This window comes from Piscibacillus halophilus (assembly GCF_900110685.1).
Taxonomy (GTDB): domain Bacteria; phylum Bacillota; class Bacilli; order Bacillales; family Alkalibacillaceae; genus Piscibacillus; species Piscibacillus halophilus.
Window position 1 is genome coordinate 1 of sequence record NZ_FOES01000017.1, and the last position, 13,420, is coordinate 13,420.

Genomic DNA, 13,420 nt, shown 5'->3' on the forward strand with positions numbered 1-13,420 from the left:
CATAAGATTATTTTCATCATCATTTTAGGGTGATAAGCAGGGCAGCCGGTGTCGCGTGAAAAGCTTGCGAAAGCTTCTTCCGGAATTTGTTCGACTAAATCATTCACAACAAAAGCCATATCATCTTTGTCTAATTTTATTTCTAAATCTAAAGGCAAAACCACTTGATTCATGTTATAATGTTTAAACATAAGGATCCTCCTTTGGGGTTATGGTGTGGTTACTTTAATTCTATCAAAGGGGATCCTTTTTGTTTATCTAAAATTAAAAAAGAGTATAAAAAAATCGTGGAGAACATCAATTTTGATGTCTTCCACGATTTTTTATTTTACTGGGTTTTGTCCCAGCCTCATTTTTTAATCATTCCGAATCACTAAGTACACAATTAAACCGATGATTGGAAAAAATAATGTTCCTATTAAAATGACAATCGCATATTCCTTACTATTTCCTTTTCTAATTGAATCACGATATGCCCATACACTTGTTACGATATTTAAAATAAATAAAAGTAAAATAAAAAATAAAAAGCCAGCAAAAATCTCCACGGTAATTCCCCTCTCTTCCCCTCTATCATAAAATAATATGATTTTAATGTGAAGAATATACAACCCACATTAAGTTGAAATATTTTTGTTTCTAATATAATGTGATAAAATTTTACCTATGAATGTAATGAAGAATATGCAGCCCATTATAATGATAGAAAGCCATAATGATCCAACGATTGCCATTCTTTGATTGTAATCTGTGACCAATGATTCAGATAAAACAATCGTCAATAAAGTAATCATCGTTATACATAATGAAACAATTAAATAACTCAATGTGTAAACGCATTTGTTTTTAATTAATTTTATGATGATTGGTTTTAAGATTAAATAAGCACAATAAATGAGTACTAAAAATATCAGGCATTGATAGACATATTGAATCATAATTGAATCTAATTGATTTACCATTAAATCAACTCCTACTGGTTAGTTTTACAAAGAAAGGATTATCATCATGAATGATGTATTCATAGGCAGTCTTTTAGCAGGTTTAGCAACCGGTGTCGGTGCTATTCCCGTTCTATTTATAAAGAGATTAACCCATAAATGGCGTGACATACTCCTCGCATTCGCTGCAGGAGTTATGATGGCTGCCGCTTTACTAAGTTTAGTACCTGAAGCCTTAGATCATGGTACGCTTATTCATTTAATCATCGGGTTAGTTATTGGCGCAGTTGTATTATCATTATTGGAACATTTCATCCCACATATACACGTGGAAAATTTAAATCAATCGATCAAAATTGATCAAAAAGCGATGTTAGTCATAGCTGCGATTACGTTACACAATCTACCCGAAGGATTAGCTACTGGCGTTAGCTATGCAAGTGGTCAAGAAGGCTTGGGCGAAGTTGTGGCCATAGCGATTGGGACCCAAAATGCTCCCGAAGGATTTCTAGTAGCATTATTTCTTATACACCAACAAATCAATCGATTTATTGCTTTTATTATCGCTACGTTAACCGGATTGGTCGAGGTCATAACTGCTTTATTAGGTTTTTACCTTACTAATATATTTGAAGGGTTAGTATCATATGGCTTAGCTTTTGCAGCAGGAGCTATGTTGTTTATAATATATAAAGAACTGATCCCTGAAAGTCACGGTGATGGTCATGAGCGACCAGCTACTCATTCCTTTATAATTGGTATATTGTTAATGCTAACTTTAATTAATATCTTCTAAAGAAAGCACGGTGAAGAACATGGAACAATACTTAAATCAAAGCGTTAAAAATATTGAAATCTCTGGTATTCGAAAGTTTTTCAATCTAGTACAAGGGAAAAAAGATATGGTTTCATTGACGATTGGGCAACCAGATTTTCAAACTCCTGAACATATTAAAGAAGCAACTAAAAAAGCAATCGATCAAAATTTCACAACATACACCCCTAACGCTGGTGTTCCTGAACTTCGAAATGCTGTATCTCAATATGTAAACAAACGTTTCCAACTCGATTATAATCCTGAAGATGAGGTTATTATAACGGTAGGTGCCTCACAGGCTATAGACATTACACTTAGGACTATTATTCAACCAGGTGATGAAGTATTACTTCCAGGGCCTGTCTATCCTGGATACGAACCTCTGATTAAATTAGCCGGTGGTACACCCGTTTATGTCGATACGAGGGATCATCAATTTAAATTTACAGCTGATTTAATTCAACAACATTTAACTGAACGCACTAAATGTGTCATTTTACCTTATCCTTCAAATCCAACAGGTGTTTCCTTGACTCATGATGAATTAAAAGACATCGCAGAGTTATTGAATGATCAGCCAATATTTATTCTAGCGGATGAGATTTATAGTGAACTTACTTATGAAAAGCCTCATGTCTCGATTGGCACTTTTGAAGAAGTAAAAAAACAAACCTTAATCGTTCAAGGGGTTTCCAAATCGCACTCTATGACTGGTTTTAGAATTGGCTTTTTATTGGGAGATTCAGAGGTAATGAAGCATGTTTTAAAAGTGCATCAATATAATGTATCATGTGCCACTTCTACAAGTCAGTATGCTGCATTAGAAGCCATGCAAAATGGTTTAGAAGATCCAAAACATATGAGAGAATTTTACTTACAACGAAGAGATTACGTACTTAGCAGACTAAACCAAATGGGAGTTGACGTTGTCGAACCAGATGGTGCCTTTTATGTTTTCCCAAAACTAACTCCATCTAATCAAACGTCATTTGATTTTGGTTTAACATTAGTTGATCAAGCCAAGCTTGCTCTAGTTCCAGGAGATGCATTCTCTTCTTATGGGCAAGGATATATGAGGATTTCATATGCTTATCATGAAGATGTGTTAAAAATGGGGTTAGACCGTTTGGAGCATTTTTTAAATCAATCACAATGATTATTTTTAATAGACCCCTTTTTTACTATCTGAAATAATCGTTTGATATTCATTCAATAAACAATCGAGCTCCTGGGATAATTGGATGGACTCTTTACTGGTATATCCATACCTAGTTGCAATATCGACCATTTTGCTACGAAGTTGTTCAATTTCTTTTTGTAATTGATGGATTCTCGAAAATGATGTCACTGACTAGTTCCTCCTTAATGGATGTATAAACAATCTAGCATAAATGTCACATTAGGTGAACAGTTATATAGTACTATAAAATTTGTAAAAATGTAATGATTTCATTATTTTATACTCTGTTTAAATAGATGTAAAACAATTATAATTAATTAACAAGTACTTAGTAAAATATTGTGTTAGGATAATAATATCCAGACTGATTGAGAGGGAGATTTCCTTGAAAAAAGAAATATGGGAATGGACAAAAGCCATTATTATTGCAGTGATTTTGGCTTTCTTTCTAAGAACTTATATATTTGCAACATCTATCGTTGAAGGAACAAGTATGGATCCAACATTACACAACGGAGAACGAGTTATTTTTAACAAAGCTGTCTATTTGTTTGATGAACCAGAACGTGGAGATATCGTGATTATTCAACACCCAAATAAAAACTACGTAAAAAGAGTTATTGGTTTACCAAATGAAACCGTAGAAGTTCAAAACGGTGTGTTATATATAAACGGTGAAGAAGTCGAACAGGATTTTCTTCCCCCTGAACAACAAGAGGCCACTTCAGATTTTAGGCCAATAGAAGTTCCCGAACATCATTATTTTGTAATGGGAGATAATCGAGACATTAGTAAAGATAGTCGAAACGGGTTAGGATATATTCATGAAGATGATATAATTGGACGTTCGGAAGTTATCATTTTTCCTTTTGACCAAATATCCCTCACTCGTTGATAATTAAGCGTCGAGACAAATCATTTTCATATAATAGAAGTCGAACTTTAGATTATATTTAATACCTAAAGTTCGGCTTCTTTCTTCTTATAGTTTAAGATACTTCTGCTACTTCTCATGTCTATACGAAATCAATGATCAATTTACCTTCTGTCCTAGCCTCGTTAACCATTCATTTTCAGATTTAATTTAAATGATCAGGCAAACGAAGAATGGAATCATTTAATTCCTCAAGTCGTTTTTCAATTCGGTGTAACAAATAAAACGTTACCAAGATTGGAAAACCAACTTCTGGAATCCAATTAACCCATGCTTCCACGCATCTCACCCCTTTTTATATAAAGAAAAAGACCTTAATGAATAAGGCCTTTTTCAAAATGTGATTATTCACTTAATGGAATTTCTGTCACAGTACGATCAACAATTTGAGCACGGTCAATCTCAACTAATGCTCCACCGTTCGATACAAAGACGTTATTCGCAATAATCGTATCCATAGCCTGTTTAATCGCTACAGGGTCGGCTGGATCAACAGGATTATCTAATGAAATGGTCGCAATCGTTCCTAGTTCGTTTCTAAATTTTAATTCAAGCCTCTTTGCCATCTAATTTCCCTCCCTCTTTTTAAGATCATTGGTTCATTAAACTTCATTCACATCAAATGAATCATTACGAACAATGTTTAATAATGGTAGTGACTGTAGTGATGCTAAAGCATGACTGACATCATACAGTTGATCAGGTGTTGAGTTCATATTGATCTGATTAAAAGACTTACGCTTTAACACCGCTTTTCCATCTTCACTTACGCCTGCATCAAACACTAATTGTAATTGAGATTTGGTTTTAATTTCAGTTGCCATAAGTCTCAACCTCCTTTCACTCTTAAAATCGAAAGGAAATAAAAAAAGTGTGGAATGATTGAAACATTCCACACTTTCCATTCGTCAAATAATTGAAATAGGCAAAAGCCGCCTTAAAGGATTAATGTTTTACGTTATCAAACACACAATACCCAATGAATGTAGCTAATAATGCTAAACTGATGATTCCCATTGCTGTCGCCATATTCAATATCCTCCTCTTAATTCAAGTATGTTTGTTATTATTATTTTACCAAATAAATTATATCATATATATTCATTTTTTTATGATACAACTTGATGTAAAATAATGTAGAAGCCCTTATTCATAAAATAATAGATTAGGTGATAACTATGTCTTACTGCCCTAGATGTGGTGCAAAAGCACATGAGGATGAACGTTACTGTGTCTCATGTGGTGCACAATTACCAGAAGATATCCATGATCGATTCGAAGAACAATCTGAACCAGAAGGGTTTAATAGATGGTGGTTCGCTCCAATATCAGTTCTAATTTTTACATTAATTTTATCAATCGCGTTGCACCTTTACTTAGAATATCAAGAAGATCAAGCTGTAGATGCTTATAAAGAAGGTGTAGAACTAGCATTAGATGGTCAATTCAATAATGCAAAAGATAAATTTAATGAATCACTAGATTACAAGAGTAATTATAAAGCCGCTTCCAATAGCCTTGAGTTTATTGATGTGGCCATCAATGTACAAAAGTCGCTAAATGAAATTGACAAATTAGTTGATGCTGAATCTTATCAACAAGCTATGAATCTAACAAACGATATTGAGAGTCAATTAAATCACTATAATGGTGAAGTCGTTAACCATTTATTAACCAACATTGTAGATAAAAGAAATGAAATAAAAGTTGCTCAAGTACGAAGTCAATTAGATGAAGATAATGGAATAGATGAACTAAAAATGCAACTTTGGCAAATTGAGTCGATTGACAATGAAGAAGCTGAAGAATTAGAAAAACAAATGAAGGAACGTATTGTGAATTATTCATTTAATCATGCAAATGAAGAGTTAAATGAAAATCACTTCTCTTCTGCTTTAGCTATTGTTAAAGATGCTCTAAGATTTGTACCTGATAATGAAAAATTGGAAAGCTTAAAGACTACAATTGAGAAACAACAAGTAGCATTTGAAACAGAGCAAAATAAACGAATTGAGCAGGCCTTAAATCAATACGAAATTGAACAAGAAAACAACGCTAATGATGCTGTAGAAGTGGTATCAATTGATGTTACTCGAGACGAAGAAGATGACAATCAAATTATTGTTTCGGGTGAGCTAAAAAGCGTTGCTACAGTTCCAATCTACTCATTATCGGTAAAATATACATTGCATAATGAAGACGGTGAACAAATCTTAGAGAATGAAACATTCCTTTATCCAGATACGCTTTACCCTGAAGAAACAGGTGAATTTGAATATGCTCATTATGATATAGAAGAAGATGTAGAGATTACGGTCGAACAGATTAAGTGGTACCTAGAGGGGCAATAGGAGTTGATACAGATGTTAAAAAAACAAAATAAAGTCCTCCCCATCAGTCTTTCAGTCGCAATTTTAATATTAGGTATCTTAGCCATCTTCCTTTATTATAACTATTGGGAAGATGACGTATTAGCCACTGAAGATGGTATGATTGAAATCGTTGAAAATGAAGAAGATCACGAAAAGAAAGATCTTCAAACCATTATCCACGAAGCAGAAAAAAATGTTGTATATATAGAAGCAGTAAATTCTTCCAGTACCAGTGAAGGGTCTGGCTTCCTTTTTAATGACAAAGGTGACATTGTTACCAATGCCCACGTGGTAAAAAATGCAACAGATATTTATGTTAAGACATCGGATGGTACTTCCACCTATCCAGGCGCTTTAATAGATTTAAATGAGAAAAAAGATGTTGCAGTCATTCGAGTTCCACAATTAAAAAACCAAGGTACAATGGAGATTGATCCTAATTTTGAACCTAATATTGGAGATGAAATTATAGCAGTTGGTTCCCCACACGGGTTCCAAGGCTCTTTTACGGACGGTATTATCTCAGCAAAGAACAGGAACTTTTCCATTAATAATTCCGAATACGAGAATTTATACCAGGTATCCGCAAGCATTTCGCAAGGTAACAGTGGTGGTCCACTTATTCACAAAGATACGGGATTAATCATTGGAATTAATGCCGCAGCAAGTAAGGAAGGGAATTTTGGTTTTACCATTCCTATTTCTCAAGTATATGACTTAATACAAATGTGGTCCGATGTGGCAGATGATGAAGAGCTCAGCTTCGAAGTTGATCCAAATTCTTATCAATCTGTTAACCCTGATTCTTTAGTCGAAGATGCTGAATATATCGTCAGGTATTATTATGATACACTCAATGTTCGTGATTACTTTGCTGCCTATTCCTTATTAGGAAGTAATGAACAAATCAAGCGAAGTTATCAAGAGTTTAGGGATTTAAGCGTAAAGTCTATCGATATTGAACTCCCTGACGACAACTTTGAAATAGACGAACCTGAGGGTGAACAGGTCAAAGTTAATGTATTTCCTGATCACCATATACGCAAGGATGACGATACATTAGAAATACATCACTATAAAACAACATTTGAAGTAGGCTATGAAAATGACCAATTAAAGATTTTATTACTCGAAAGAGAATTATTATCCAAAACTGAGCAAAAAATCGAAAAAGATGAAGAAGATGCAGAAAAAAATGAAGAGGAAAACGATTCTGAAGGCGAATAAAATTTAAAGGGTGGCATGATGCCATCCTTTTTCTTTTTGAAATTAGGTTAATATCCTTACAATTATAAAAGCCCTAACATATACATAACTTGAAAGCGCTTATGGAGGTGATTTTATGTACGGAGGAAACGCTGGAAATGTTGGTAATGTCGGAAATGTTGGTAATGTTGGACACTGTGGTCATGGTCGCAACAACTTTGCGTTAATTGTTGTATTGTTCATCCTACTCATCATCGTTGGTGCTGCTTTTTACTGCTAATCTAAAAATGATTCATAATAAAAGGCTGCCTCTAAATAATTTACCTTAGGCAGCCTTTTAACATTATTTTGATATTTTTTTCTTAAAGAGAGCTAAAACTTCTTGGTTTGGAACAGGCTTACTGAAATAGTGTCCTTGGACCTCATCACAATCTTCACTATTGAGAAAATGAAGCTCCTCCTCATTTTCAACCCCTTCTGCAATCACTTTTAAGTTTAATGAATGTGATAAGTGTATAATGGTTTTCACAATCGCTTTATTTTGTTCTGTTTTATTTTGAATAAACAATCGATCTATTTTTAATTTACTTAATGGAAATTGACTTAAATATTTTAGTGACGAATATCCCGTTCCAAAATCATCTAAAGCAACATTTACACCAAGATTTTGAAAACCATTTAACGTTTCTATGATATATTTCTCATTACTCATAGCCATACTTTCAGTGATTTCAATTTCAAAATACTGTGGCTCTAATCCTGTCTCCTCTAGTATCTGAGCAATTTTATGTACTAGATCTCGTTGTAAAAATTGTTTCGCCGATAAGTTAACACTTACTTTCACTTTTGGTAACCCTAATTCTTGCCACTTTTTATTTTGTTGACAAGCCTCACGAATCACCCACTCACCTAATTCGACAATTAAACCCGTTTCTTCTGCTAGCGGAATAAATTCACTAGGAGCAACTAATCCCCGTTCAGAGTGTTCCCAACGACAAAGGGCTTCGAAACCAATGATTTGATTATTTTTGATATCAATTTGAGGTTGAAAATATAATACAAAATCTTTATTTTTAATGGCTTTATGTAACTCTGTTTCCAACGTTAATCTTTCTTTAAATCCTTCAGTAAATGAATGTTGAAAAACAACATAATCGTTCTTATTTTCTTCCTTTATGAATTTCATAGCCGTATCAGCTTGTTTAATTAACTGAGAACCGGATTGACCTAATTCTGGGTAAATACTAATTCCCACGCTAACTGATGTATAAATTTCATATCCATTTACATTTAACGGCTGTTTTAAACTATTGATTATTTCTTCAGCAAAGTTCGTTGCTTCCTCTTTTTCCTCAATATTTCGTTGAAGAATTAAAAATTCATCTCCAGTCATTCTAGCAACAAAAATATCTTCATAAATTAACTTCTTAAGTCGTTTAGCAAAAGCTTTTAATAATTGATCCCCAAAATGATAGCCGAGCGTATCATTAATATGTTTAAAATAATCTAAATCAATAAAATGAACCGCTAAATTTCTTTCTTTTAACTTCGATATATTAATTTCATCATTGAGGACTTTCTGAAAATAGTTTCGGTTTGGTAAATCCGTCAACTCATCATAATAAGCCATAAATTCAATTTGTTTTTCATTTTCAATACGTTCAGTAATATTCCGGATCATCGCAATGCTCAATTCACCATCATTAACATCTAATGTTTCTGGTACAATTTCTGCATAAATGATACTACCGTCTTTTTTAATCCCTTTTACCGTGTAAGGGGCATGTTTAATCGACTGCATACTTTTGATCATCTTACCGTGGTCTTTAGGATGAATTAAATCTAAAATACTCATACCCAACAACTCTTCTCTTTCATACCCTGAAAGACTGGCGAATGCTTGGTCACAATCGATAATTTGATCACGATCGTGCATGACGACCCCTTCATATGGACCGTTTAACATATTATTTAACGAGTAATAGATTGCTTCCTTATTGGCTTGTATTCCGCCTTCTCTCAAAATCATACAAACGTACTCACCAATTTGCATGCTTCTAAATAATATAAGTCGTTCTGGTTTAGTCTTAGTTCTAACCATTAATTCTTTACCATCTGTTGGTGTTAAAGTATTTAGTTTCAGATAATCTGTGATGAAGATCTTGTCAGTTGTCATTTTAAGTAGCGAATGGGTTGGTTGGTTAGACGCTTCTATTTTTCCATCCTTATTTATAAACAACACAGCATCAGATATATGTTCAAAAATCCAATGATGAATTGGTTGATCTAAGTTACCTCGACTCCTTTTTCCCAAAAATATGCCCCCTCATATCTACCCAATATTAATTCTTTCTTTAGGATAGCGATAGTTACTTTTACGTTTTTGTTTATTAAAAGTGAATAGGAACGTTAACAAACCAATCCTTCCAATAAACATCAAAGCCATTAAAAGCGTTTTACTAAAGTTAGAAAGATCAGATGTTATTCCCATGGATAAACCGGTTGTTCCAAATGCAGAATTAACTTCAAAAATAATACTGGTTAATGAGAACGGTTCAACAGCTGTCACAATAATTAATGAAACCAAAAACATAACAATGGCCAATAATGTGACAACAACAGCTTTAAATAAATCTTCATTTTCTACTTGACGGCCAAAAAGCTTAATGTGGGTTTGTCCCCTCGCAAATGTCAAAATAAAGATAATAACCAATGCGAAGGTAGTGGTTCGAATCCCTCCACCTACACTACTTGGAGACGCTCCAATGAACATCATACTGGATAAGAAAATTTGAGTTTGCTCAGTAAAGTCATTCACATCCATGGTGGATAATCCCGCACTTCGAGCTGTAGTAGATTGAAATAAACTTGTAAATAGAATTTCGTGCCAACTTTTATCCGAGAAATAATGATTAAATTCTAAAATTATAATGACGACAAATGAAAAAGCTAATAAAACAAAGTAAGTAAAGGTTGTCAGTTTTGTAAATAGGGAAAAACGCTTCAAATTACGTTCTTCTGGATTTATTTTTAAATATTCCTTCACTTCAATTAAGACAGGAAATCCAATTGCTCCAGCTATGATTAATAAAATATGTACAAACTGAACGAAATAATCATGTTGGAACATATGCAATGATGTTCCTGTTATATCAAAACCACCGTTAGTAGTCGCACTTATCGCCGAAAAGAACCCTTGATAATAGGCCTCAAGGATGGAATCGTAATAATTTAAATAATAAGTACCTAATATGATGAAACCAATAAACTCGATTGTTAAGATTAAAAACAGCATATTTTTTACTAATCGAACGATGCCTGAAATAGATTGTTGATTTTGGTCCGTCATAATTAATCGTCGTTCACGGAACCCAATTTTCCTTCCTAATATTAGCCAAATCATCGTACCAAGTGCCATGACTCCAAGTCCACCAATTTGAAGAGCTAGTGCAATGACAAACACTCCAAAAATGCTAAATGAGTCTGCAGTCGACACCACGGTGAGTCCTGTGACGCTTACTGCACTTACCGAAGTGAATAGTACATCCATAAATGTAAGGTCAACACCGTCTTTATGTGCGATTGGCAAGGACAGTAAAATGGTAAAAAGTGTTACAGCGGCTAAGTAATACAAAGAAATTAGCTGTACGACAGAAAGTCTGTCAAATAATCTTTTTACCCTTATCTCTTTTTTCTCTCCATACATAGTTGTTTCTCCTTTGTAAGCTACAATTCCTGCCTAATAGTTCAATATACATGGTAAAATCGATCGATTTTAGTAGAAATTTGTTTAATATTGTCGTTTTAGAAGAAGCTTTCTTGGTTTTTCTCTTTAAACTTTTTTAATAAAGAGGCACCTTGATAACCTGCCTCTATTAATTCCTGCAGCATTTGTTCGACTTGTTCACGCTCACGATTAACTAAATTACCTCTTAAAATAAGGTTTATATCATCTTCTATATCATTTATAGAGTTAATCTTAGCTACAATAGTCGCTTTGGGATTTGCGGCTTTCGTAATTCTCACTTGAACCACTAGTTCACGATTTTGTTCCTGTTTATCTTTAAAATAATCTAGATAAGAACGTGGTACTAAGCATTCAATTAACCAACGATCTTCACTAACTTCACGATCAATAATTAAACCGTCTATGATGTCTATTTCTTTGTTATGTAATTCATCTCCGGATTTTTCTAATACTTCAATAGATATCAATTTAAAAGTTTTCATTTAAAACCTTCCTTTCTAAAACTCTGCATCATTATAGGAAAAATAGGAAGTTAAAAGATTAGTACTGTCTATAATATTATTATTAATTAAGTAAAAATCAATACTATTTAAGGAAACACTAACCATAATTTTAAAAACATTGTAAGTGGTATTAAACAAACAAGCAATAATTCTTACAAAAAATTTACGTTTAATTATTTGTTTTATTAAATAAAAAACTGAATCGTCAATTATGACGATTCAGCTTCTTGGATTGAATTCTCTTTGTGTAATGTTTTAAACAATACAAACCCGATTAAAATTAAAGTCATAAATATGATAAACACGTTACTATAGACTGATCCTGAACCAGAAATACCTAGTGGGTTAATGGGGTGTTCCGGTCGATATAGATCTAATGCTTTTCCAACTAGGGCTCCACTTAGTGCACCCGAAACAAAGTTTAATAAATTAAAGACTCCCATTCCAACTCCTGTTTCACTTTTGCTTAAAATATTTGCTAATATATCAGCACCTGAAGCTTGAACAAGCGGGAAACAAAGCATTGGGAAAATAAGACTTACACTTAAAATAACCGGATGAGTTCCCACAGTTGTAGAAACTATAAGGAATCCAGCTAATAGTAATAATAAACTAACTAAAAATATCGTTCTAGACCCTTTTTGGTCAACTAACTTACCACCTTTTCGACCGATCAATGCTGCACTCATTGCACCCGGAAACATTGCTATACCAATTTGTAGTGTTGTTAAACTATAGACATCCCTCAACATGATCGGAACTGAAAACATTAATCCAAAAAGACAAGCAACAGCAATAAAGCTAACCATTAACGTGACGCCATAACGACTATTTTTAAATAAATGTGGCGGAATAAAGGGATGACGTGCCCATTTCATTCTTAAGATTACTAATACAAGCAAGACGATGGCTACTCCAAAACTCCATACCTGCTCTAAAGTAATTCCCATTAATGACGACACAATGAATCCTGCGACCAATCCGCCTCCAAGATAATCAATTTTAACCCATTCAGTCTTCTCATCTGGTAAATTCGCTCTTAAAAACGGTAATGTCACCACAATGAGCGCTGATGTTAAAAATAAAAATTGCCAACTTAAAAAACCAGCGATCATCCCACCTAATATAGGTCCGATACCAGATGCAAATGCCATAACAGATGCAATTATTCCTAATACTTTTCCTCTTTCATTAGGGTAATATCGTATCGGTGCAATAAATGCAATCGCCGGAATCATGGAACCGCCAATGGCTTGAATCATTCTAGCTATTAAGACCACCGCATAATTAGGAGCCACAAATCCTAATAGTGAGCCGACTGAAAATACTAATAATCCAAAGGTAATCAGTGTTTTTAAAGAAATGGAATCCGTTAATTTCCCATATACTAATGCCCCTACAGCATAAACCATAATATACCCCGTCATAACCCAACTGACTTCTGACGGCATTAAGTCAAACGCTTCTGCGATATCTGGAATCGCAATATTAAACATCGTCCCATTCATCACTGAAAACATTAAAACAAAACATAACGAAAATAATAATGCTTTAGGATTACGTATTTCTACTTTTTGATCACTCATGTTTTCCCCTCGCCTTTCACTTTCATAAGCATACCCTCTCTAAAATTTTCTCGCAATAAAATAGCTTTTAAAAACATCGAATGATCAGAAGTACTCAATTTTACAAAATATGTGATAAAATAATATTATTAAA

General features: G+C 33.6%; 16 protein-coding genes. 6 read left to right on the forward strand and 10 right to left on the reverse strand.

Going from position 1 to position 13,420, the window contains the following annotated elements:
* Both BMY57_RS08865 and BMY57_RS08870 read right to left on the reverse strand, forming a co-directional pair.
* Positions 1-191: transposase (locus BMY57_RS08865; protein WP_143063811.1), on the reverse strand; the 191-nt coding region annotated here is incomplete at its 3' end.
* Positions 192-356: 165 nt separating this feature from the next.
* Positions 357-548, reverse strand: coding sequence for a hypothetical protein (locus tag BMY57_RS08870; RefSeq protein ID WP_246247613.1), 192 nt, complete (start codon positions 546-548; stop codon positions 357-359).
* 460 nt (positions 549-1,008) lie between these two features.
* On the opposite strand from BMY57_RS08870, the gene BMY57_RS08880 reads away from it, so the two are divergent.
* Positions 1,009-1,737, forward strand: a complete 729-nt coding sequence (locus BMY57_RS08880; RefSeq protein ID WP_091773665.1) for a ZIP family metal transporter — start codon at positions 1,009-1,011, stop codon at positions 1,735-1,737.
* 19 nt (positions 1,738-1,756) lie between these two features.
* The gene (locus tag BMY57_RS08885) at positions 1,757-2,914 is read left to right on the forward strand and encodes an aminotransferase A (protein WP_091773666.1); all 1,158 of its coding nucleotides are present in this window, start codon (positions 1,757-1,759) and stop codon (positions 2,912-2,914) included.
* Positions 2,915-2,920: 6 nt separating this feature from the next.
* Here BMY57_RS08885 and BMY57_RS08890 read toward each other — a convergent pair whose 3' ends face one another.
* Entirely contained in the window at positions 2,921-3,106 is a 186-nt protein-coding gene (locus BMY57_RS08890) for an aspartyl-phosphate phosphatase Spo0E family protein (RefSeq protein WP_143063812.1), read from the reverse strand.
* Positions 3,107-3,317: 211 nt separating this feature from the next.
* Here BMY57_RS08890 and lepB point away from each other — a divergent pair, with 211 nt between their 5' ends.
* The gene (gene lepB, locus BMY57_RS08895; RefSeq protein ID WP_175615796.1) at positions 3,318-3,833 is read left to right on the forward strand and encodes a signal peptidase I; all 516 of its coding nucleotides are present in this window, start codon (positions 3,318-3,320) and stop codon (positions 3,831-3,833) included.
* A 184-nt stretch (positions 3,834-4,017) separates the two neighbouring features.
* On the opposite strand, the gene BMY57_RS08900 is transcribed toward lepB, so the two are convergent.
* The 3 genes from BMY57_RS08900 to BMY57_RS08910 form a co-directional block, all read right to left on the reverse strand.
* Positions 4,018-4,152, reverse strand: a complete 135-nt coding sequence (locus BMY57_RS08900; protein ID WP_091773668.1) for a YvrJ family protein — start codon at positions 4,150-4,152, stop codon at positions 4,018-4,020.
* Positions 4,153-4,216: 64 nt separating this feature from the next.
* The gene (locus BMY57_RS08905) at positions 4,217-4,438 is read right to left on the reverse strand and encodes a DUF2922 domain-containing protein (RefSeq protein ID WP_091773669.1); all 222 of its coding nucleotides are present in this window, start codon (positions 4,436-4,438) and stop codon (positions 4,217-4,219) included.
* A 36-nt stretch (positions 4,439-4,474) separates the two neighbouring features.
* Entirely contained in the window at positions 4,475-4,696 is a 222-nt protein-coding gene (locus BMY57_RS08910) for a DUF1659 domain-containing protein (RefSeq protein ID WP_091773670.1), read from the reverse strand.
* 354 nt (positions 4,697-5,050) lie between these two features.
* Here BMY57_RS08910 and BMY57_RS08915 point away from each other — a divergent pair, with 354 nt between their 5' ends.
* The 3 genes from BMY57_RS08915 to BMY57_RS08925 all read left to right on the forward strand — a co-directional run bounded on the left by BMY57_RS08915 (position 5,051) and on the right by BMY57_RS08925 (position 7,730).
* Positions 5,051-6,223 carry a zinc ribbon domain-containing protein gene (locus BMY57_RS08915; protein WP_091773671.1) on the forward strand — a complete coding sequence of 391 codons (1,173 nt, stop codon included), beginning with the start codon at positions 5,051-5,053 and terminating at the stop codon, positions 6,221-6,223.
* 12 nt (positions 6,224-6,235) lie between these two features.
* The gene (locus BMY57_RS08920) at positions 6,236-7,471 is read left to right on the forward strand and encodes a S1C family serine protease (protein ID WP_091773672.1); all 1,236 of its coding nucleotides are present in this window, start codon (positions 6,236-6,238) and stop codon (positions 7,469-7,471) included.
* A gap of 115 nt (positions 7,472-7,586) precedes the next feature.
* Positions 7,587-7,730: a YjcZ family sporulation protein gene (locus BMY57_RS08925; RefSeq protein ID WP_091773673.1), complete on the forward strand. Its 144-nt coding sequence runs from the start codon at positions 7,587-7,589 to the stop codon at positions 7,728-7,730.
* Positions 7,731-7,793: 63 nt separating this feature from the next.
* Here the strand turns inward: BMY57_RS08925 and BMY57_RS08930 are convergent, their stop codons facing one another.
* The 4 genes from BMY57_RS08930 to BMY57_RS08945 form a co-directional block, all read right to left on the reverse strand.
* Positions 7,794-9,764, reverse strand: a complete 1,971-nt coding sequence (locus BMY57_RS08930; RefSeq protein ID WP_091773674.1) for an EAL domain-containing protein — start codon at positions 9,762-9,764, stop codon at positions 7,794-7,796.
* 18 nt (positions 9,765-9,782) lie between these two features.
* A complete protein-coding gene (locus BMY57_RS08935; protein WP_091773675.1) occupies positions 9,783-11,156 on the reverse strand; it encodes a TrkH family potassium uptake protein in 1,374 nt (457 codons plus the stop codon).
* A gap of 98 nt (positions 11,157-11,254) precedes the next feature.
* Entirely contained in the window at positions 11,255-11,680 is a 426-nt protein-coding gene (locus tag BMY57_RS08940; RefSeq protein ID WP_091773676.1) for a YwpF family protein, read from the reverse strand.
* 230 nt (positions 11,681-11,910) lie between these two features.
* Positions 11,911-13,287: an MFS transporter gene (locus BMY57_RS08945; RefSeq protein WP_091773677.1), complete on the reverse strand. Its 1,377-nt coding sequence runs from the start codon at positions 13,285-13,287 to the stop codon at positions 11,911-11,913.
* Between the last annotated feature and the right edge of the window lie 133 nt (positions 13,288-13,420).

Excerpts from the sequence above, each read along its gene's own strand:
- BMY57_RS08905 (WP_091773669.1), bottom strand. The coding sequence starts at position 4,438 with ATGGCAAAGAGGCTTGAATTAAAATTTAGAAACGAACTAGGAACGATT.
- BMY57_RS08925 (WP_091773673.1), top strand. The coding sequence starts at position 7,587 with ATGTACGGAGGAAACGCTGGAAATGTTGGTAATGTCGGAAATGTTGGT.
- BMY57_RS08945 (WP_091773677.1), bottom strand. The coding sequence starts at position 13,287 with ATGAGTGATCAAAAAGTAGAAATACGTAATCCTAAAGCATTATTATTT.
- BMY57_RS08940 (WP_091773676.1), bottom strand. The coding sequence starts at position 11,680 with ATGAAAACTTTTAAATTGATATCTATTGAAGTATTAGAAAAATCCGGA.
- BMY57_RS08915 (WP_091773671.1), top strand. The coding sequence starts at position 5,051 with ATGTCTTACTGCCCTAGATGTGGTGCAAAAGCACATGAGGATGAACGT.
- BMY57_RS08885 (WP_091773666.1), top strand. The coding sequence starts at position 1,757 with ATGGAACAATACTTAAATCAAAGCGTTAAAAATATTGAAATCTCTGGT.
- BMY57_RS08880 (WP_091773665.1), top strand. The coding sequence starts at position 1,009 with ATGAATGATGTATTCATAGGCAGTCTTTTAGCAGGTTTAGCAACCGGT.
- BMY57_RS08910 (WP_091773670.1), bottom strand. The coding sequence starts at position 4,696 with ATGGCAACTGAAATTAAAACCAAATCTCAATTACAATTAGTGTTTGAT.
- BMY57_RS08935 (WP_091773675.1), bottom strand. The coding sequence starts at position 11,156 with ATGTATGGAGAGAAAAAAGAGATAAGGGTAAAAAGATTATTTGACAGA.
- BMY57_RS08920 (WP_091773672.1), top strand. The coding sequence starts at position 6,236 with ATGTTAAAAAAACAAAATAAAGTCCTCCCCATCAGTCTTTCAGTCGCA.